General features: G+C 73.8%; 18 protein-coding genes. 6 read left to right on the plus strand and 12 right to left on the minus strand.

Features of this window, described 5'->3' with window-relative positions; all coding sequences use genetic code 11:
• Positions 1–323 precede the first annotated feature (323 nt).
• The 11 genes from KME75_RS28150 to KME75_RS28200 all read right to left on the minus strand — a co-directional run bounded on the left by KME75_RS28150 (position 324) and on the right by KME75_RS28200 (position 10,464).
• A complete protein-coding gene (locus tag KME75_RS28150) occupies positions 324–653 on the minus strand; it encodes a PspC domain-containing protein (RefSeq protein ID WP_219417912.1) in 330 nt (109 codons plus the stop codon).
• 177 nt (positions 654–830) lie between these two features.
• Complete coding sequence (locus KME75_RS28155) at positions 831–2,111, minus strand: ABC transporter substrate-binding protein (protein ID WP_219417913.1); 1,281 nt, start codon at positions 2,109–2,111, stop codon at positions 831–833.
• The gene (locus KME75_RS28160; protein ID WP_372452686.1) at positions 2,108–3,328 is read right to left on the minus strand and encodes a branched-chain amino acid ABC transporter permease; all 1,221 of its coding nucleotides are present in this window, start codon (positions 3,326–3,328) and stop codon (positions 2,108–2,110) included. Before KME75_RS28160 ends, KME75_RS28155 begins: the two co-directional genes overlap by 4 nt.
• Positions 3,321–4,199: a branched-chain amino acid ABC transporter permease gene (locus KME75_RS28165; protein WP_219417914.1), complete on the minus strand. Its 879-nt coding sequence runs from the start codon at positions 4,197–4,199 to the stop codon at positions 3,321–3,323. The genes KME75_RS28160 and KME75_RS28165 overlap by 8 nt, the downstream gene beginning before the upstream one ends.
• Positions 4,200–4,272: 73 nt before the next feature.
• Entirely contained in the window at positions 4,273–5,097 is an 825-nt protein-coding gene (locus KME75_RS28170; protein ID WP_219417915.1) for an ABC transporter ATP-binding protein, read from the minus strand.
• Entirely contained in the window at positions 5,094–5,903 is an 810-nt protein-coding gene (locus tag KME75_RS28175; RefSeq protein ID WP_219417916.1) for an ABC transporter ATP-binding protein, read from the minus strand. Before KME75_RS28175 ends, KME75_RS28170 begins: the two co-directional genes overlap by 4 nt.
• Before the next feature lie 287 nt (positions 5,904–6,190).
• Positions 6,191–6,811, minus strand: coding sequence for a response regulator (locus KME75_RS28180; protein WP_219417917.1), 621 nt, complete (start codon positions 6,809–6,811; stop codon positions 6,191–6,193).
• Between the two features lie 103 nt (positions 6,812–6,914).
• Positions 6,915–8,111 (minus strand): GAF domain-containing sensor histidine kinase, encoded by a 1,197-nt coding sequence (locus tag KME75_RS28185; protein ID WP_219417918.1) that lies wholly within the window; start codon positions 8,109–8,111, stop codon positions 6,915–6,917.
• A gap of 57 nt (positions 8,112–8,168) precedes the next feature.
• Positions 8,169–8,366, minus strand: a complete 198-nt coding sequence (locus KME75_RS28190; protein WP_219417919.1) for a hypothetical protein — start codon at positions 8,364–8,366, stop codon at positions 8,169–8,171.
• Positions 8,367–8,454: 88 nt separating this feature from the next.
• Positions 8,455–8,790, minus strand: a complete 336-nt coding sequence (locus KME75_RS46150; protein ID WP_219417928.1) for a VOC family protein — start codon at positions 8,788–8,790, stop codon at positions 8,455–8,457.
• A 12-nt stretch (positions 8,791–8,802) separates the two neighbouring features.
• Complete coding sequence (locus KME75_RS28200; RefSeq protein WP_219417920.1) at positions 8,803–10,464, minus strand: DNA repair helicase XPB; 1,662 nt, start codon at positions 10,462–10,464, stop codon at positions 8,803–8,805.
• 461 nt (positions 10,465–10,925) lie between these two features.
• On the opposite strand from KME75_RS28200, the gene KME75_RS45205 reads away from it, so the two are divergent.
• The 4 genes from KME75_RS45205 (at position 10,926) to KME75_RS28220 (ending at position 16,342) form a co-directional block, all read left to right on the plus strand.
• Positions 10,926–14,642, plus strand: coding sequence for a sensor histidine kinase (locus tag KME75_RS45205; RefSeq protein WP_219417921.1), 3,717 nt, complete (start codon positions 10,926–10,928; stop codon positions 14,640–14,642).
• Complete coding sequence (locus KME75_RS28210) at positions 14,639–15,064, plus strand: roadblock/LC7 domain-containing protein (RefSeq protein ID WP_219417922.1); 426 nt, start codon at positions 14,639–14,641, stop codon at positions 15,062–15,064. The genes KME75_RS45205 and KME75_RS28210 overlap by 4 nt, the downstream gene beginning before the upstream one ends.
• 65 nt (positions 15,065–15,129) lie before the next feature.
• The gene (locus KME75_RS28215) at positions 15,130–15,744 is read left to right on the plus strand and encodes a DUF742 domain-containing protein (RefSeq protein WP_219417923.1); all 615 of its coding nucleotides are present in this window, start codon (positions 15,130–15,132) and stop codon (positions 15,742–15,744) included.
• Between the two features lie 25 nt (positions 15,745–15,769).
• Positions 15,770–16,342, plus strand: a complete 573-nt coding sequence (locus tag KME75_RS28220) for a GTP-binding protein (RefSeq protein WP_219417929.1) — start codon at positions 15,770–15,772, stop codon at positions 16,340–16,342.
• A gap of 63 nt (positions 16,343–16,405) precedes the next feature.
• Here KME75_RS28220 and KME75_RS28225 read toward each other — a convergent pair whose 3' ends face one another.
• Positions 16,406–18,634 (minus strand): helicase-associated domain-containing protein, encoded by a 2,229-nt coding sequence (locus KME75_RS28225; protein ID WP_219417924.1) that lies wholly within the window; start codon positions 18,632–18,634, stop codon positions 16,406–16,408.
• Between the two features lie 93 nt (positions 18,635–18,727).
• On the opposite strand from KME75_RS28225, the gene KME75_RS28230 reads away from it, so the two are divergent.
• Complete coding sequence (locus tag KME75_RS28230) at positions 18,728–18,907, plus strand: hypothetical protein (protein ID WP_219417925.1); 180 nt, start codon at positions 18,728–18,730, stop codon at positions 18,905–18,907.
• Positions 18,908–19,489 carry a nucleotidyltransferase family protein gene (locus tag KME75_RS28235; RefSeq protein WP_219417926.1) on the plus strand — a complete coding sequence of 194 codons (582 nt, stop codon included), beginning with the start codon at positions 18,908–18,910 and terminating at the stop codon, positions 19,487–19,489.
• Positions 19,490–19,669 lie beyond the last annotated feature (180 nt).

The raw sequence follows: 19,669 nt of genomic DNA on the forward strand, positions 1-19,669 counted from the left end.
GGCATCATCGACCCGGCCAAGGTCACCCGCTCGGCGCTGCAGAACGCGGCCTCCATCGCGGCCCTGTTCCTCACCACCGAGGCGGTCATCGCCGACAAGCCGGAGAAGAACGCCGCTCCGGCCGGCGACCCGACCGGCGGCATGGGCGGCATGGACTTCTGATCGGTCCATCTGCCGGGACGTCCTGACAGGGGCGGCATCCTCCTCGCGGAGGGTGCCGCCCCTGTCGCGTGTCGCCCACCCCGCCGCGCCGCCGTTGCAGCATGGTGGCCTTGCTGCCGTCCCGTCGGAGCATGGCCACCATGCTGCGATCCGGGCGCCCCTCAGAGCTCGGCCTCCGGGGCGAGGAGCCACACGGCGACGTAGATGACGGCGCCGGTGCCGAACCCCAGCGCGGTCAGCGCGACGAGGCCGATGCGCAGCAGCACCGGGTCGACGTCCAGTTCCGCCGCCAGCCCACCGCAGACGCCGCCGAGCATCCGGTCGGTGCGGCTGCGGCGGAGGCGGAACTTCCGGCGGCCGGTGTCGGCGGGCGAGACCTCGTCCGCCGACGGCGGGAACGACAGCACCGGCGCGTCCGGGGTGAGCGGGTCGCTGCCGGACGTGGACTTGTCGAAGGTGATGCGGGTGGTCGTGTCGGTCGTCTGCTCCATGCCCCCAACACTGCCGGGCAGGGGCGAGGAGAACCTCCGGGTGCGCCCGGATCCGGGCCCGGACACACACCCTGACCCGCCCCCGACGTCCGCCGCCCCTTGCAGCAAGGTGGCTTTGCTGCAGCAACACGCGGTAAAGCCACCTTGCTGCGATCGGGGCGGGCGGACGGGACGGGGTCAGGCGCCTTCGTGCGGGGCCGTGTAGCTGTCGGCCTCCGCCGAGGTGAACACCTCGGTCACCTGGCGCAGCCCGCCCTCCTGTGCCGGGTCGGCCTGCGCGATGTAGACCGAGCGGCTCGCGGGCGTGCCGGGCTGCGCGAAGTTCAGCTCGCTCGCCACGAGCTCCTCGGTGGTGATGTTCTGGCTGGCGAGGAACGCGTCGTGCACGCCCTTGCGGGTGAGGTCCCCGTTCTCGCAGGCCTGCTCGAGGATCTGCTGCCAGATCAGCCCGCCGGCATAGCCGTAGGGCACGCCGCCGTTGGCGGCCGCGTCCGGGTAGGTCGAGGTGAAGTCCTCGCGCACCTCCGCGGCCTTCGGCACGTCGGAGGAGTACGGCACCGAGCTGGCCGACACGTAGAGGTTGCCGACGGCGGCCGCGGCCGGCCCGGCGAGGTTGGTGGCCGGGTCGAACACCGGGTTGTTGCCCATCACCGGCACGTCCAGTCCGAGCGCGTTGGCCGCGTTGAGTGCCGACGCCGTCTGCGCCGGGGTGGTGGTCAGCAGGATGGCCGTGACGCCGGCGCCCTGGAACCCGGTGACGATGTTCGTCATGTCCGTGTCGGTGGCCGCGACCTTGGCCTCCTGGATCGTCATCCCGTGCTGCTCTGCGTAGTACTTCGCGCCGAGCAGCCCGTTCTCGCCGTACTCGCCGCCGATGAAGATGTGCCCGAGCGTGTCGCCGTCGGCGATCAGGCCCTGCTGCTGGAGGTACGCCAGCCCATTGATCATTTCCAGGTCGTAGGTGGTGCCGGGGATGATCTGGTACGGGTTGTCGAGGATGAACGACGACCAGGACAGCGCCAGCGACGTCACCTCGTCGGACTGGAGGTTGCCCTCGAGCGCCGCGTTGATCGGCGAGCCGAGGAGCTGCAGGTAGCCGAGGATGTTCGGCTGCTGCTGGCGGTACTGCGTGGTCGCGATGTCGGCCTTGTAGCCGCTGTCGGCCACCTCCAGGGCGACCTGGCGACCGCAGATCCCGCCGTTGGCGTTGACGTCGGCGGCCCACAGCTCGTTGCCCTGGGTGATGCCGGTGCCGAGGTTGCGGAAGGGGCCGGAGGTGTCGGTCAGTACGCCGAGGGGGATCGTGTCCGCCGTGACGCCGATGTCGGTGGCGACGTCGCCCTCACCCCCGCCGCCCGCCCCTGGCTCCGGGGCCTCCGTGGTGCATCCGGCCAGGATGAGTGCCGCCGCCAGGCCGGCCGCCACGGCCGTCGGGCGCGATGCTCGCCGAAGGTTCATCTTCCGTCCTCTCCAGGGGGTGCCGACCGGCCCTCCGTCGCGCCGGTCGGGTTCTCGGCGCCGCGGTGCGTCCGTCGTTGCACCGCGGCGCCGATGCGCCTGCCGATGGCGGCCAGGCCGCCGGGTTCGAACAGCACGACCGCGATCACCGCGAGCCCGTAGACGTACAGGCTGATCACGACCGGGCTGAAGCCGGACAGCGCGCTGCCGAGTCCGAGCTCGCCGGCAAAGACCGTGAGGATCTGCGGCGTGCCGAACACCACGAGCGCCCCGAGGACCGCTCCCGGCACGGAGCCCAGCCCGCCGATGATCGCCATGGCGAGGAACGCGATGGAGGCGTTGAGCCCGTAGGTGCCGAACTCGCTCTCGTCCGGCTTGAGCAGGCCCAGCCACAGGATCGTCATCACGCCCGCGAGGCCGGCGTAGGCGGCGCTCACCGCGAACGCGCCGGCCTTGGCCCGCAGCACGTTGACACCCATGACGGCCGCCGCGACCTCGTTGTCCCGCACCGCGCGCCACGAGCGCCCGACCCGGCTCCGCACGGCACCCCTGGCCAGCAGGAACGCGATGACGGACAGGGCGAGGAACAGGTACCAGAGCCGCTCCGCGCGCCGGAACGGCACGCCGAGCACGGCCAGGTACCCCTCGTTGGAGAACTCGAAGCCGAACAGCGCGAACTCCGCGGGGACGCGCCCGCTGGACGCGCCACCCGTGAGCGCCGGGAGCGCCTGGCCCAGGTAGAAGCCGAGGAACACCAGCGCGAGCGACGCGAGCCCGAGGTAGATGCCCTTGAGCCGGCCCGCCACCGGGGCAAACGCCAGCCCGAAGAGCGCCGAGATCGCGACGGCCCCGATCATGGCGAGCAGCGGGGGCAGTCCGAGCCCGACGATGTACTCGCTGCCCGCCTGCTCGGACTCGCCGGCGAGCACCGCGTAGGACGTGCCGCCGACGAGCAGGAAGAAGGCGTGGGCCAGGGACAGCTGCCCGGCCTGGCCGATCACCAGCGTGAGGCCGATCGCGCCGACCACACCGATCATCACGTACTGGCCTGCGGACAGCAGGCCCGGTCCGATGTAGAGCGGCAACGCCAGCAGGACGAGCAGCAGCGCGGCCCACGCCGCGGCTCGCAGCAGGTTCGCGGGGCGCAGCCGCCCGCGTACCGGCGAGGACGCGGGGGCCGGGACGGCCCGGGGCGGGGTGGTCACGGTGTCAGACACGACTGAGCTCCCTCGTCCCGAACAGGCCCGACGGTTTGACGACCAGCACCAGCAACATCACGAGGAAGACCGCCACCTTGGCGAACGGGATCGAGATGTAGACCTCGGAGAGCGCCTGGGTGAGCCCGACGATGATCCCGCCGACCACCGCGCCCGCCGTGGAGTCGAGCCCGCCGATGATCGCCGCGGGGAAGGCGGCGAACGCGACCGCGTGCGTGCTGCGGGACAGGCCGATGCCGGAGAAGTCCTGGGTGACGATGAACAGCACCGCGACGCCGGCCAGCGCTCCCGCCACCAGCCAGGCCGTGGCCGTGACCCGCGAGCTGCGGATGCCCATCAACGCGGCCGCCTCGCGGTTCTCCGCCTGGGCCCGCATCGCGATCCCCCAGTTCGTGTACTTGAACGCCAGGAAGAACGCCGTGATCAGCACCAGGCCGACGATCAGCGCCACGAGCTGGGTGCTGAACAGCGTGACCCCGCCGAGCTGGATCGGGCGCGCGTCCCACGGCGCGCCCAGGTACGGCACGGTGGTGCCGAGCCTGCGGAAGATGTCCTCGACCACCACCACGTCGATGCCGATGGTGAGCAGCGCGAGGCTGTTGTGGTCGGCGTGCCTGCTGCGCGCGAGCAGCAGCCGCTCGATCAGCAGCGCGGCGAGCCCGGCCGCGGCGATCCCGAGTGCCGCCGCCAGCGCGAAGCCCAGCGTGTCGACGTTGACCGCGATGAAGTAGCCCGCGACGAGGGCCAGCGACCCGTGCGCGAAGTTGATCACCTCGGTGGCCTTGAAGATGACGACGAAGCCCAGCGCCAGAAGGGCATACACCGCCCCCTTCCCCAGTCCGTTGACCAGGAGCTGGACGAAGGTGTTCACGCGATCCTCCTCGCTGGCGCTCGTCGGTGGCGTTCACGTGTTGCCGTGTTGAATGGTGAGCTCGCAAGCTCGCTCACGCCGTCTCCTCCTCGTCGCCGGTACCGAGGTAGGCCCGGACGACCTCCGGGTCGTTCTGCACCGCCGTGGGCTCGCCGTCGGCGATGAGCCGGCCGAAGTCGAGCACGCTGACCCGATCGGCGATCCCCATGACGAGCCCCATGTCGTGCTCGACCAGCAGCACCGAGATCCCCAGCTCGTCGCGCAACGCCCGGATCGTGCTCGCCATCTCGGCCGTCTCGGCCGCGTTGAGCCCTGCCGCGGGCTCGTCGAGCAGCAGCACGCGCGGCTCCACGGCGAGTGCGCGGGCCATGTCCACGAGCTTCGCGACGCCGTAGGGCAGCGCCCCGACCTGCGTGTGCATCCGGTCGGCGATGCCGAGGAACGCGCAGATCTCCTCGGCGCGCCGGGCGTGCACCCGCTCCTCCCGGCCGATCCAGGGCAGCCGCAGGCCGCCCGACAGGAAGCCGCCGCGGGTGAGCGTGTGCCGCCCGACCAGCACGTTGTCCAGCACCGTCGAGTGCTGCGACAGCGCGATGTTCTGGAACGAGCGGCCGATCCCCAGCCGAGGCAGCCGGTGCGTGGCCAGTCCGGTCAGCGTGGTGTCGCCGAGCACGACCCGTCCGGACGTGGGGCGGTAGACACCGCAGATCACGTTGAAGCAGCTCGACTTGCCCGCGCCGTTCGGGCCGATCAGGGCGTGGATGGTGCCCGGGCGGACGGTGAACGAGACGTCGTCGAGCGCGCGGATCCCGCCGAACCGCAGGCTCACCGCGTCGACCCGGAGCTCGGGGACCTCGGTGCCCGTGGTCGCGGGCGCGGTGCCGGCCTCGGCGGTCATGCCGTCCACCTCGCCAACCGCCTGCCCGCACGCTGCTGCTCCGCGGCGCACACCTCGGCGGCCGCCTGCTCGGCCGACTCGGCGTGCCCGCCGAGGTAGAGCCGCTGCACCTCGTCGCTGGCGGCGAGGTCGGCGGCGGCGCCCGCGAGCGCGACGCGGCCGACCTCGAGGGCCACGGCGTGGTCGGCCACCTGCAAGGCCATCGTCGCGTTCTGCTCCACCAGCACCACCGCGGTGCCCTGCGCATGGATCTCGCGAACGATCGCTGCGATGCGGCCGACCATCTGCGGCGCGAGCCCGAGCGACGGCTCGTCGAGCAGGAGCAGCCGCGGTCCGGACATCAGCGCGCGGCCGATCGCGAGCATCTGCTGCTCACCGCCGGACAGCAGGCCGGCCCGCTGCCCGGCCCGCTCGGCGAGCGCCGGGAACAGCTCCCGCACCCGGTCCCGAGCGGTCGACCGAGCCGCCGCCGACCGGGCCCCGAGGCCGCCCGTCCGCAGGTTCTCCTCCACGGTCATCCGGGCGAAGACCTGCCTGCCCTCCGGCACCGCCACGATGCCGCGCCGCACGACCGCGGCCGGGCTCGACCGGTCGATGCGCTCGCCGTCGAAGACGATCTCGCCGTCGGTGATGGCACCGCGGTGCAGGGCGAGCGTGCCGGAGACCGCGCGCAGCAGCGTCGACTTCCCGGCCCCGTTCCCGCCGAGCACGGCGAGCACCCCGTCGGCGGGCACCTCGACGTCCACGCCCTCCAACGCCCGCACAGAACGGCCGTAGCGCACCGACAACCCACGTACCGTCAACACGCCCCTGCACCTCGTCGTACAGCCACGATCGAGCTCCCTCGCTCCGCCCGGTCCCCTGTGATCGGGCGGGCTCATGGTGTGAGGCGCTTCACCTCTGAGGCACCCCCACCTGGAGAGGGACGCCCGCGAATGTTGACGGTCCGTTACCTGAGAGCGTCCGGGCATCGCAGCCCGTGCGCAGGCGGGTACGCACCGCAGCGGCCCTGTGTGGCAGGAAAGCCACGTTCCTGACGTTCAGCGACAGGAACTTGGCTTTCCGGACGTTCGGGGCCGGGGGCCGGAGCGGGTCAGAGCAGCCCGGCCTCGCTGGCCTTGCCGATCGCCTCCACCCGGTTGCGGGCGCCGAGCTTGTGCAGGGCCGACTGCAGGTAGGTCTTGACGGTGTTGCGCGCGAGCCCCGTCGACTCCGCGATCTCGGGGTTGGTCCGGCCCTGCGCGGCGAGCCGGAGGACCTCGTACTCGCGCTTCGTCAGCCCGCTCCTCGCGAGAGCCTGGTCCGCCGACGCCCCCGGCACCATCCGCGGGTCGCGCACGCGCTCGCCACGCAGCACCCGCCGCAGCGCCGCGACCAGGTCGGTGGCGGCGGCGTCCTTGAGCAGCGCGCCGTGCGCGCCCGCGTCGAGCGCGGCCTGCACGCCGTGGTGGTCGCCGTGCGCGGTGAACACGACCACCCGTGCGGTGGGCACCACCGCGCGCAGGCCCGCGACGACCTCGGGGGCGAGCATGTCGGGCAGCCGCAGGTCCAGCAGCACCAGGTCGGGCCGCAACGCGGGCGCGCGCTCCAGCGCGGCGTGCCCGCTCTCCGCCGATCCCACGACGACCAGGGCCGGCTCGCATCGCAGCAGCAGCGCGACACCGTCGCGGACCACGGGGTGGTCGTCGACGACCATCACACGCGCCGGATTCATCGCACGGCCCCGCTGTGCATACCCAGCCCGCCGGCTCGGCCGGCTGCCGTCCCACGGTGCTCGGCCGCCGGGCGCTGCGTCAGGAATCCGCTCGCAAGCTCGCTCATCGTCCGCTCCCGGCTCCGGGCAGCAGCATCCGCAGCGTGGTGCCGCCGTCGTCGTCGTGCACGAGGCTGACCCGCCCGCCGAGCCGCGCCGCCTTCTCCGCGAGCAGCCGGATGCCGAGCCCGCTGCCCTCCGACCAGGGCTCGCCGTCGGCGCCCTCCCCGGTCCGCGCCACCCCGTCGTCGGCGACGGCCACCTGCACGCCGCCGTCGACCTCGCCGAGGCTGACGACCACCGTGCCGGCGTCGGCGTGCTTCTCGGCGTTCAGCAGCCCCTCACGGACGGCGTTGATCAGCAGCGCGGTGCGTTCGGAGTCGAGCGGCCGCACCTCGCCCAGCTGCACCAACCGCGCGGGCACCCCTGTGCGGGCCTCGAAGCTGCGGCAGTGCTCGGCCAGCTCGATCGGCAGCGCCCGCTCGGGACTGGACTCCGAGAGCGCGAGCAGCGCCTCGCGCAGGGCCAGCGACGCCGCCGACACGTCCGACTCCAGCCTGCCCAGGCGCGTCCGCAGGACCGGGTTGTCGGGAAGGGTGGACCGCAGGTCGCGCACCTGGGCCCCGATCGAGAACAGCATCGCACCCACGGAGTCGTGCAGCGACGCCTGCATCCGCCGCCGCTCGGCGGCCACGGCCGTGTCCCGCCCGGCCTCGGCGCGGTTGGCCAGCCGGAGGGCGCGGGCAGCGTCCGCGGCGATCCGCTGCACGGCGTGCACGGCGTCGTCCCCGAACTCACCGGGGCCGCGCAGCGCGGCGTAGGCCACCGCGACCGTCCGGCCACTCGCGGGGCTGTCGTCGAGGATCGGCACCGCGAGCATCGCGCCCATCGCCTCCCGGCGGACCAGGCCGTCGAACTGGTGCGTGATGCTGCGCGCGGTGACGTAGTCGCTGACCCGCACCGGCGCGCCCAGCGCCTGCACCCGGCCCCCCACGCCCTGACCGATCGGCACGACGACATCCTGCAGGGAGTTGGTCCGGTTGCCCGCGAGCCAGCGGATGACTGCGTGCCCGGCGCTCTCGATATCGGCCACGAACCCGGCGTCCGCGCCCGCGGCGTCGCGGATCAGCCGGGCCGTGCCGCGCAGCGCGAGCACCCGGTCGAGCACCGACAGCAGCCCGTCGCGTTCGGCGAGCAGCGTGTTGAGCAGGTGCTCCTGCTCGAGGGCGCGCTCCGCTGCGGCCCGCTCACTGGAGGACACGTGCGGACGATCGCACAGATCCCGGCCGGTGCGACACACCCGGATGCAGATGGCCCGTCACGACCGGTGGGGCCGGTCCCGGCCCGCCGACCGGGGCGATCGCTGCCCCGGCGGCGGGGGTGCGACCGGATGCTCCGGCGGCACCTGCTCGTCGCGCAGCCGGACGGCTCGGCCGATCAGCACAGCGACGACCGTGGCGGCGGCCAGCCAGGCCGCCACCCCGACGGCGATCCAGCCGAGCGTCGAGATGGCCACTCCCCCGAGACGTGGAGAGCCCATTGTCCGTGCCGCCGGCCCGTCCGCACCTCGGGGCCACCCGAAGGGGCGCCGACACGAACGTCGGTCAGGCCGCCCACTCGACGAGCTGCACGACGACACCGTTGGGATCGGTGACCTGGAACAGCTGCTCGCCCCACGGCTCCTCGCGCAGCGGCATCGTGATCTCGACCCCCTCCGCCCGCAGCCGCGCCTCCTGCGACGCGAGATCGGTGACGGTGAGGGCGATGATCAGCCCGGCGGCGTGCTGGTCCCGGAGCCCGCGAGCGGGGCAGAGACACGCCGACGCACCCGTTCTCGGCCAACGCTCCCCGTCGACGGGGAGCGTGGAGCGAGACGGGGTGCGTCGACCGGCAGGGGGCGTGTGCCGGGAGCGCCCCGGGCACCGTGCCCGGGGCGTCAGGACGGGGAGACCTCAGCCGACGTCGGGCAGTGCCGGCCCCAGCAGATCGTCGGCGTCGACGATCCGGTAGGCGTAGCCCTGCTCGGCCAGGAAGCGCTGGCGATGGGCGGCGTAGTCGGTGTCGAGGGTGTCGCGGGAGACCACGGAGTAGAAGTGCGCCTGCCGGCCGTCACCCTTGGGTCGCAGCAGGCGCCCGAGCCGCTGCGCCTCCTCCTGACGCGACCCGAAGGTGCCCGACACCTGGATCGCGACGCTCGCCTCGGGCAGGTCGATGGAGAAGTTGGCCACCTTGCTCACCACCAGCACCGGCAGCTCACCCCTGCGGAACCGGTCGAACAGCTCCTCGCGTTCCTTGTTCTTGGTGGAGCCCTGGATGATCGGGGCGTCGAGCGCCTCCCTGAGCTCCTCGAGCTGGTCGAGATAGGCACCGATGACGAGCGCCGGTTCTCCCGGGTGCTTCCCCAGGATCGCCTTGACGACGTTCACCTTGGTGTGGGCGGTGGAGGCCATCTTGTAGCGCTCCTCGGCCTCGGCCACCGCGTAGCCGAGCCGCTCGGCGTCGGTGAGCGTCACCCGCACCTCGGTGCATTCGGCCGGCGCGATCCAGCCCTGCTGCTCGATGTCGCGCCACGGCGCGTCGTAGCGCTTGGGCCCGATCAGGGAGAAGACATCGCCCTCGCGCCCGTCCTCGCGCACGAGGGTGGCGGTGAGCCCGAGCCTGCGCCGTGACTGCAGGTCGGCGGTCATCCGGAACACCGGGGCGGGCAGCAGGTGCACCTCGTCGTAGATCACCAGGCCCCAGTCGCGGGAGTCGAACAGCTCCAAGTGCTTGTACTCGCCCTTGGACTTGCGGGTGATCACCTGGTAGGTCGCGATCGTGACGGGCCGGATCTCCTTGCGCTCGCCCGAGTACTCGCCGATCTCGTCCTCGGTGAGGCTCGTGCGCGCGATCAGCTCGCGCTTCCACTGCCGTCCCGACACCGTGTTGGTCACCAGGATCAGGGTGGTGGCCTGCGCCTTCGCCATCGCGGCCGCGCCGACGAGCGTCTTGCCGGCACCGCAGGGCAGCACGACGACGCCGGAGCCGCCGTCCCAGAAGCCGTCGACGGCCTCCCGCTGGTAGGACCGCAGCGTCCAGCCGTCCTCGGCCAGCGCGATCGGGTGCGCCTCGCCGTCGACGTAGCCCGCGAGGTCCTCGGCAGGCCAGCCGATCTTGAGCAGCGCCTGCTTGAGGTGCCCGCGCTCGGACGGGTGCACGATCACGGTGTCGTCGTCGATGCGGGCGCCGAGCAGCGGGGCGATCTTCTTCTGGCGCAGCACCTCCTCCAGGACGGCACGGTCGAGCGCCACCATGACGAGCCCGTGCACCGGGGAGTTCGTCAGCTGCAGCCGCCCGTAGCGGCCCATCGTGTCGACGACGTCGACGAGCAGCGGCTGGGGTACCGCGTAGCGGGAGTAGCGGACGAGTGCGTCGACCACCTGCTCGGCGTCATGCCCCGCCGCGCGTGCGTTCCACAGCGCCAGCGGGGTGACCCGGTAGGTGTGAACGTGCTCCGGCGCCCGCTCGAGCTCCGCGAACGGGGCGATCGCGGAGCGCGCCGCTGCGGCGTCCGCGTGGTCGACCTCGAGCAGCAGCGTCTTGTCGGACTGGACGATGAGCGGCCCGTCGGTCATGAATCAGTACTCCTCACAGTGGCCGCGTTGGCCCAAGTGATCGGGAGGTCAGCTACGGACGGTAGGCGGCGCGTCCGAACGGGGGAACGCCTTCGCCACGCCCGACCTCGACGGAAGGGAGGCCGCCGACCTGTGCCTATACTTCGACAGCTCCGCCTTTGAGCGCACCAGCGCCGCCGCGATCATACCCGGTCCCGGGGGCCAACGCCCTTCCCCAGAGGGCGCGTGTCGGCTCCGGCGGGGCGCGCACGATGCGGGCCGGACACCCCACCGACCCGTCCCCGACCGAAGGCGCGACGGATCGACTCGATGTTCATCGCGATGTCTCGCGGGCGCTGCGCCCGTATCCGGCCATCCACCGACCACGGACCGCAGCTCGTCCGATCCGCACTCGCGGGTCGCACGCCGCCCGTGTCAGAGTCCGACCGATCGTCGCCGGCAATCCTCAGGGGGACGTTGACGTGACCAGCATCGAGACCGGACCCACCTGGCTCGAGCGACTGAACCCGCGGAACTGGACCCTGACGTGGAAGCTGGTCGCGGTCGGGCTCGTGCCCGCGCTGCTGGCGCTCGTCCTGGGTGTGCTCCGCGTCTCCGACCAGGCGGGGGAGGCGGCCGACCTCGGGCGCAGCAGCCGCCTGCTGGAGGTCCAGGAGCAGGTCGCGACAGCGGCCGACGCGCTGCGCCAGGAGCGCGACGAGGCCACGCTGTTCGTCGCGGGCAACCGCACGGGCGACCGCGGCGTGCTCGAGATCGGCTTCGGGCAGGCCGACGCCGAGCTCGACGAGATGCTGGCCGCCGTCCGCGGCGCCAGCGAGCTCAGCGCCACCACCGTCGCGGACCTGCAGCAGGTCGAGGCCGGGCTGGGCCAGCTCCCGCTCCTGCGCACCGACACGATCGAGAACCCGGCCGCCGACGCGGAACAGGTCGGCACCCGGTACTCGGAGATCATCGAGGACATCGACGTCCTGGACCGCGCCCTGCTGCGGCAGCTGCGCACGCCGGACATCGCCGGTCTCGCCGACGCCCTCACGGCCGTCACCAGCGCCACTGAGCAGCTGGCGCGGCAGCACACGGTGCTGGGCGTGGCCATCCGGGCGAACCGGGTGTCACCGGTCATCTCCGGTATTGCGACGTCCACCGACCTCCAGCTGACGGCCGACTTCCGCGAGTACCAGGCGGCGCTCACCGCCGACCAGTTCGCCCGCTTCGGCAACTTCCTCGACGACGCCGCCAACGCGCAGCGTGAGCGGCTCGCGGCTGCGATCCTCGCCTCGCCGCCGAACGGCCCGGTCACGGTGCCCGCCTCCGAGTGGGACACGGCCTACAACGGCTCACGCGCCGCGGCCGACCGTTCCGCCGACCTGCTGCGCAACGAGCTCGTGGCGGCCTCCGTCGCGGCCGAGGAGCAGGCCAGCAACCTGGCGGGCGTCAACTCCGTGATCCTGATGCTCGGCCTGCTCGTCGGCATCACGATCGCGGTGCTCATCGCCCGGGCCCTGATCCGGTCGCTGCGGGTCCTGCGCACGTCCGCGCTCGACGTCGCCGAGCGCAGGCTCCCGCAGGCGGTCGAGAGCATGCGGGCCGGCGAGTCGCCGGACGTCGCCGTCGCCCCCGTCCCGCTGAGCGGCCGCGACGAGGTCGCCCAGGTGGCCAGGGCGTTCGACGCGGTCCACGGCCAGGCCGTCCGCCTCGCCGCCGACCAGGCGGCCCTGCAGGCGAACGTCAGCGCGATGTTCGTCAACCTCTCACGGCGCAGCCAGGCGCTCGTCGAGCGCCAGTTGCAGCTCATCGAGCAGCTGGAGAGCAACGAGCAGGACGCCGACCAGCTGTCGAACCTGTTCCAGCTCGACCACCTCGCCACCCGTATGCGGCGCAACAGCGAGAACCTGCTGGTCCTCGCGGGCACCGACCTGGCCAAGCGGAACGTCGCCCCGGTGCCGCTGGTCGACGTGCTCCGCGCCGCCGTGTCGGAGATCGAGCAGTACCCGCGGATCGTCGTGCAGACACCGCCCACGGCCACGGTCGTCGGCCGCGCGGCCTCCGACCTCGTCCACCTGCTCGCCGAGCTGCTGGACAACGCCACGAACTTCTCCCCGCCCGACTCGCAGGTGGTCATGAGCACCGCCCGCGCCGCCGACGGCTCGATCATCATCGAGATCGCCGACCGCGGCGTCGGCATGGCCGACCACGAGCTCAGCGACGCCAACCAGCGACTCGGCGGGCCGTCGTCGGTCGACGTGTCGGCGTCTCGGCGGATGGGCCTGTTCGTGGTCGGTCGCCTGGGCGCCCGCCACGGCGTCAACGTGCGGCTGAGCACGTCGGCCGCCGACGGGCAGGCGGCCGGCCTCACCGCGTCGGTCACCGTGCCGACGTACCTGATCCCGTCGAGCGAACCCGCCGACGCCGGCAGGCCGATGCCGGCGCGGGCCGGTGCGCCCGGGCTGCCCCAGCAGCGCCTGAACCGCAACAGCAACGGCCGCCCCGGCTCGCTGTCGGCGCTGGTCGCCGGCGCCGACGGGCCGGTCAACCCGGCGAGCGTCTTCGACTCCCCGGCCACGCAGGACGGCGCAGGCGGCCAGCTGTTCTCCCCGCCGCCCGGCGCGAACGGGTCGGGCGGCTCGAACGGGTCGCTGCCGAGCAGGCGCCCCGGCTCGTCCCTGCGCCCCGACGGGCCGCCGCGCCCGCCGGAGCAGGGGCCGGGCGACCGCCAGGGTGCCGATCAGCCCGAGCGGACGCCCGCGGAGCAGGCACGCGAGGTGGCGGAGCAGGCGCGCCGCGACCAGGAGGCTGCCGCAGCGCGTGCGGCCGAGGCCACCGGCCAGGACACTGCCGCACGCAACGGCGTGCACCCCGCGGCCCCGACCAACGGGGCACCGCAGAACGGGGCGGTGCAGAACGGCACGGGGCAGAACGGCACGGTGCAGAACGGTGCTGTGCCGGCCGCCCCGCTCCCGCGCCGGGAGCCCCGCACCGTCGACCCCGCGCCGGCAGAGGCACGCGACCAGGTCGCGCTCGACGCCCACGGTCCCCAATCGGTTGCCGACGAGGAGCCGGCCGCTGCCCAGCACCCCGACGACGCGGCTGCGGAGCAGGAAGAGCAGGCCGCGGTCCCGGGCGACGCCGACGAGCAGGCGGGCGACACCGCCGACGACCTCGACGGATCCGAGGCCGACGAGCAGGCGGGCGACGCCGACGAGGTCGCCCCGGCCGACGGCAACGCGCCCGCGACGCCGGACGAACCGGGGGCCGACGCGCACGAGCAGCACCACGCCGCGCAGGACGAGGTGCCGCCGGCACCGCCGACCACACCCATGTACGTCGTGGGGAGGGGCCCGGCGCCGCAGCAGGCCCAGCAGCCCGCCCAGCAGCAGGGACAGCGGCCGTTCCCGCAGGCACCGGCTCAGCCGGATCGCCCCGCGGCCGGCCCGGTACCGCCTGCTCAACCGCAGCAGCAGCCGGAGCAGCAGCCGCAGCAAGGCGATGCGCTGTTCGCGCCGAACGTGCCGGTGATCGCCGAGCCCGGCATCCCCGTCGGCCGTGCCGGGTCCTCCGACACGCAGGAGCGGTTCCAGCAGGGCGAGACCACCCCGATCTTCGAGGAGATCGCGTCGGCCTGGTTCCGCTCGAACCGCCCGATCCCGGTCAACTGGCAGACCGAGCAGGGTGGTGGCCCTCGCCAGCAGCCGGGCCAGCCCCCCGTGCGGCAGCCGGCTCCGGCTCCGGCTCCGAAGCCCAAGCCGTCCCCGGCTCCGGCTCCGGTCGAGCAGCACCGGCCGCCCGCGCCCGCCCCCGCGGCACCGCCTGCGCCCGAGCCGGATCGGCCCGCGCAGCAGGCGCCGGAGCAGGCGTTCGCCACTGCGGCCGACGAGGGCTGGCGTGCGGCGAACGGTTCGGCGAGCGAGCCCGCAGCACCTGAGCTGACGGCCGCCGGTCTGCCCAAGCGGCGGCCGCGGGCGCGGCTCGTGCCGGGCAGTGCAGGATCAGCGGTGCTGGCCCCACCGGTGTCCTCGGCGCGCAATGCCGAGAACATCCGGGGTCGGCTCGCCAGCTACCAGCAAGGCGTCCGCCAGGGGCGCGAGAGCAGGTTGCGCGGCGGTGCAGGAGCGGCCCCCGGGGCCAACGGAGGTTCGGAGCCCGCCAACGCGGGTGGCAATCACGACGAGGAGTCCTCATGACGGCGCCACAGAATCAGCCGAGCCGGTTCGGGTGGCTGGTCACCAACTTCGCGGAGCGGGTGCCCGGTGTCGCTCACGCCATCGTGGTGTCGGCCGACGGTCTGCTGCTCACCGCCTCCGACCGGCTGCCCCGCGACCGTGCCGACCAGCTCGCCGCTGTCGCGTCCGGTCTGGTCAGCCTCACGCAGGGCGCGGCGCGGTGCTTCGACGCGGGCGGCGTGGTGCAGACCGTCGTGGAGATGGACCGCGGGATCGTCCTGCTCATGTCCATCAGCGACGGTTCGTGCCTCGCCGTGCTCGCCTCGCCGAGCTGCGACATCGGCCTCATCGGCTACGAGATGACGCTGCTGGTCGACCGGGTGGGGCAGCTGCTCACCCCCGAGCTGCGTGCGGAGCTGCAGGGCTCCTTCGGCGGGCGCTGAAACGCCCGGCCGCCCCGGTACGACCCCCACACGGTCATTGATCGGTAGAAGGCAGGTGAAGTCCGATGACCCCCGGTCCCGACGACGAGCGCCGGCAAACCTCGGAGCCGACTTTCGCCGACGTCATGAACGGCTTCAGCTTCGACGCCGGCAAGTCGCCACGGCGCAGGCGTTGGGGCCGGAGGCGGGGCACGGACGTCGAGCTCGGTGAGGCGGAGCGGGCGGACGCCGCGGCGCCCCCCACACCGGCGGCCGACCAGTCCGGGGCGGTGCCGCCCGGACCGCCGACCGCACCGATCGACATCGGCGGCGCGCTCGAGGCCGAGGCGGGCCAGAGCACGGGCGCAGCGGCGGTCCGGCCGTACGCCTGGACCCGCGGACGAACCAAGTCCGGCCTCGACCTGGCCATCGAGACCCTGGTCTCGACGAGCCAGCGGGGCCGGGACCAGATGGGCCTGTTGCAGGTCGAGCACCGGGCCGTCGCGGAGCTGTGCGAGCAGACCCGCTCCGTCGCCGAGGTCGCAGCGCTCCTGTCGCTGCCGCTCGGCGTCGCGCGGGTCCTGCTGGGCGACATGGCCGGGCTCGGCATGGTGACCGTGCACCAGACCGCGAGCAGTGCCGGCAACGTGCCGGACCTCGCTCTCATGGAAAGGGTGTTGAGTGGACTCCGTCGGCTCTAGTTACCCCACCGCCGGTGGGCCGCCGATGATCGCCACCGCAGCGACGATCTCGGCCAAGATCGTGGTGGCCGGCGGCTTCGGCGTCGGCAAGACCACGTTCGTCGGCTCGGTCTCCGAGATCGTCCCGCTGACCACCGAGGCCGTGATGACCGAGGCGAGCGCGGGCGTCGACGACCTCGCCGCCACCCCGAACAAGGTCACCACCACGGTCGCGATGGACTTCGGCCGCGTGTCGCTGGACAAGGAACTGATCCTCTACCTGTTCGGCACGCCGGGTCAGCACCGCTTCTGGTTCATGTGGGACGACCTCGTTCGCGGGGCCATCGGCGCCGTGGTGCTGGTCGACACGCGCCGGCTCGCCGACTCGTTCGCCGCCATCGACTTCTTCGAGGACCGCGGGCTGCCCTACATCGTCGGCCTCAACTGCTTCGACGGGCTGCTGCAGCACCGCGTCGAGGACGTCCGCGAGGCGATGTCGATCGACCCGTCGATCCCGATCGTCACCACGGATGCCCGCAACCGGCAGTCCACCAAGCAGGCGCTCATCACGCTGGTCGAGCACGCCATGCACCACCGGATGACCGCCGGCGCGCGCTGACCTGCTGCGTGCCGGTGCGCAGAGCGGCTCTGCGCACCGGGACGCACCAACGGCCCTCGGCCGTCAGTCCTCCACCGGCGCGATGCTGGTGATCCGGTGCAGCGGCACGCGGTGCAGGGCTCCGTCCACCGTGTCGCGGCCTTCCACCACGCCGCCCCCCACGCTCAGCGGCTCCAGCACCTGCTCACCCGCCACGCCGTGGCCGTCCACGAACCCGATCCAGACGCTCCGGCGCGCCGCAGCGGCCGACCGGAGCAGATCGAGGGTGGATCCGTTGGTCGTCACCGGGGCGGCGGTGCCACGGCGTACCCCGGCCATCGCGTCGCCCGCGCGCATGCGGGACACCAGCGCGGCGAGGTGTTCGGCGCCCGGTTCCGGCGGGGCACCCCGGCCGGCGGCCCGTCGGCGCGGTGACGTGTGCCTGCCGCGGTCGGAGAGGTCGAGCACGGCACCGCCGGTGTCCTCCGCCGCGGGGCTGAAACCGGCCCCCCGCAGCCCCTCCAGCAGCTCCACGAGCGGGAGCGGTGAGACGACGACGGTCGGGGCGATGCGGCGAAGCTCGAGCGGCGCGGCATCGGGGTGGGCGAGGACCTCGGCGATGAGCACCTCGTCGTCGGAGCGCAGGAACGAGGCCGCCACGCCGCCGCGCAGCCGACCGTGCCGGCGCGCGACGTCGTCCACGAGGTAGGTCAGGCCCTGCGGCACCGGGGTGGCGGACCGCTTCGCGAGGAGCTCGTGCAGGTCACCCGCGGTGCGTCCGGCGTCCAGGGCGCGCCGGACCGTGCCCTCGGTGAAGCGGTACACGGTGGCACCGCCCGCCGACTCCACCTCAGCCATGAGGTCGAGCTCGCGGGCCAGCTCCGGTTCGAGCGGCCCGGGCGCCACGGCCGTGAGGTCGGCCTGCAGGAGCACGTGGTCGACCGGCGCAGGGAGGGTCACGCGGAGCGCGGGGACCAGCCCGTCGGGGTCGGTGAGCAGCACCCGGCCCGGCGTCGACAGCGCATCCAGCGCGACGACCCCGAGCACGGTGGCCTCCGCGAGCACCCACTGCACGGCCTCGTCGCGCAGCCTGCCTCCGCGGCGCGGCGCCCGCCAGGCCAGCAGGTCGGCAAGCGCGGCGGGCGAACCCGGCGCGGTGCCGGGATCCAGCTCGGCGAGCCCGGCGAGCACGCGCCGCCGGTCGCGCGGGGCGAGCGGCCTGCGGACGGCGTCGGACAGCGCGGAGATCGGGCGGCCCGCCTCGTCCTTGCGGCCCACGAGCCCCGGCAGCCGCGGCAGGTCGAGCCAGGTGCGCGCCAGCACGGCCCAGCGCGCCTCCGGGCCACCGGCGGCCCACACGTCGACGTTCGTGGTGGGCACCCACTCGGGAGCTGCCCCGTCGCTCTCACCGACGAGGTCGGCCGCCACCGCCAGCTCGACGATCAGCGCGGCGACCGCCTCGTCGACGTCCATCTCCTTGGCCGCCCGGCGCAGCTCCCGCACGCCCAGGCCGCCCGAGCGCAGGACCGGCGGCGGGGTCCGGCCCCAGAAGTCGACGAGGAGCTCGAGCTGTCGGAGCAGGCCGAGCGCGGCACCACCCGCGGTGCGGTCGACGACGTCGGCGCCCCGGTCCCGCGCGCCGATCTCCGGAGGTACGACCGACAGCCGGCCCATCGGGCGCTCGCCGCGCAGCGCGAGCCCCACCTGGCGCGGCAGCTCGACGGTGTCGGCGTCCACCCGCAGCAGCAGCCCACGCGCGATCAGCCGCCCGACGGGGGTCTCCGGGTCCGCACCCGACCGGCTGCGGCCGATCGGCGGGCCCGCGGCCAGCGTCTCCAGCACCCTGCGCTCGTCCGGCGCCACGGCGGCGAGCAGCTCCGGCAGCGCCGACGACGCCGCAGGCCCGGTGGCGGGTCGGCCCAGGCCGCCCGGGTGGCGCGGGACGACCTCCCGTGCCGCGGGAACGAGGGACAGCTCATCGTCGGGCCCCCACACCAGCGCCCGCTCGCGCAGGGCGGCCAGCGCGGCGTCGAGCGCGGGGGCGGGCACGTCGGGGCCGAGCAGCCGCCGAACCTCGGCGACCGGCACCGGTGCGCTGTCGGCGTCGGCGAGGACGAAGGCCTCCAGCACAGCGAGGGCGACGGTGTCGAGCTCGTCACAGGCCCGGTGGACCGACGCCCGGATCCCCGCGCGGGTCGCGAGCACCGTGAGGTCCGCGGGCGGCGGCACGGCCAGGTCAGGACGCAGCCGCAGCAGGGCGGAGAGCATCTCGTCGTCCTGGCCGCGCAGCCAGTCGACCAGCGGAGTGGGCATCCTCTCCACGGTAGTCGCCGACACCGCGGACACGCCGCGCCGGCCGTTCCGGGATACTCGTCCACAACCGACTTCTGTTCCGAGGAGGACACCGTGGCGAAGTCCGCCCGCACCCGCCGGATCGACCCGTCATGGCCGGAGCTCCCCGACGGCGAGCACCCGGTCACCGAGCTGGCCAGCCCGGTGCAGGGCTCGCTGTCCCCGTTCGGTGACGTCGAGTTCCCGCTCGACGAGGTGCCCTACGTGCACCCCGTCACCGAGATCAACAGGTAGGTGCCGGCCGGGCTGCTGCTCGCCGGCGGCGCAGGCCGCCGGATGGGGGGCCCGAAGGCGCTCGTCGAGCTCGGGGGCGAACCGCTCGTCCGCCGGGCGCTGCGGGTGCTCGCCGACGGCGGGTGCGCGCCCCGGGTGGTCGTACTGGGTGCCGCCGCGGCCGATGTCGCGGCGGTGCTCCCGCCCGACGTCGACGCCGTCGTGGCCGAGGGCTGGGAGGAAGGCATGGGCGCCTCCCTGCGGACCGGCCTCGCGGCCCTGGAGCGTCTCGACCCGCCGCCGGAAGCCGCGCTCGTCCACCTCGTCGACCTACCGGGCGTCACGGCGGCGGCGGTCGCGCGGCTCGCCGCGCGCAGCACACCGGACGCCCTCCTGCGGGCGGCCTACGGGGGCCGGCCCGCCCATCCCGTCCTGATCGGACGATCGCACTGGGCCGGGGTCCGCGCCGCCGCCACCGGCGACGCCGGGGCCCGCGGATACCTGGCCGGGCACCCCGGCCTCGGCATGGTCGAATGTGGGGACGTCGCCGTCTCGGACGACGTGGACACCCCCGACCAGCTCGACCGCTTCCGCACCACCTGACCGGCGGGCCGGGCGCGAGTCGAGTCGCCCGGCCCGAACGCCGGAATCGCACGCACTCCCGCGCCGACTCGCGCGCGCCCGAGCGGCGACTCGCGCGCACCCAGACGCCGACTCGCGCGCACCCGAGCGCCGACTCGCGGAGATACCGGACACCCATCCCGCGAGTCGGCGTATTGGTGC

Origin of the sequence: Pseudonocardia nigra (assembly GCF_019396355.1) — a bacterium.
Classification (GTDB): domain Bacteria; phylum Actinomycetota; class Actinomycetes; order Mycobacteriales; family Pseudonocardiaceae; genus Pseudonocardia; species Pseudonocardia nigra.

Coding starts and splice junctions, on each gene's coding strand:
- KME75_RS28150 (WP_219417912.1), bottom strand. CDS start 653: ATGGAGCAGACGACCGACACGACCACCCGCATCACCTTCGACAAGTCC.
- KME75_RS28155 (WP_219417913.1), bottom strand. CDS start 2,111: ATGAACCTTCGGCGAGCATCGCGCCCGACGGCCGTGGCGGCCGGCCTG.
- KME75_RS28170 (WP_219417915.1), bottom strand. CDS start 5,097: ATGACCGCCGAGGCCGGCACCGCGCCCGCGACCACGGGCACCGAGGTC.
- KME75_RS28180 (WP_219417917.1), bottom strand. CDS start 6,811: ATGAATCCGGCGCGTGTGATGGTCGTCGACGACCACCCCGTGGTCCGC.
- KME75_RS28200 (WP_219417920.1), bottom strand. CDS start 10,464: ATGACCGACGGGCCGCTCATCGTCCAGTCCGACAAGACGCTGCTGCTC.
- KME75_RS28210 (WP_219417922.1), top strand. CDS start 14,639: ATGACGGCGCCACAGAATCAGCCGAGCCGGTTCGGGTGGCTGGTCACC.
- KME75_RS28215 (WP_219417923.1), top strand. CDS start 15,130: ATGACCCCCGGTCCCGACGACGAGCGCCGGCAAACCTCGGAGCCGACT.
- KME75_RS28220 (WP_219417929.1), top strand. CDS start 15,770: ATGATCGCCACCGCAGCGACGATCTCGGCCAAGATCGTGGTGGCCGGC.
- KME75_RS28225 (WP_219417924.1), bottom strand. CDS start 18,634: ATGCCCACTCCGCTGGTCGACTGGCTGCGCGGCCAGGACGACGAGATG.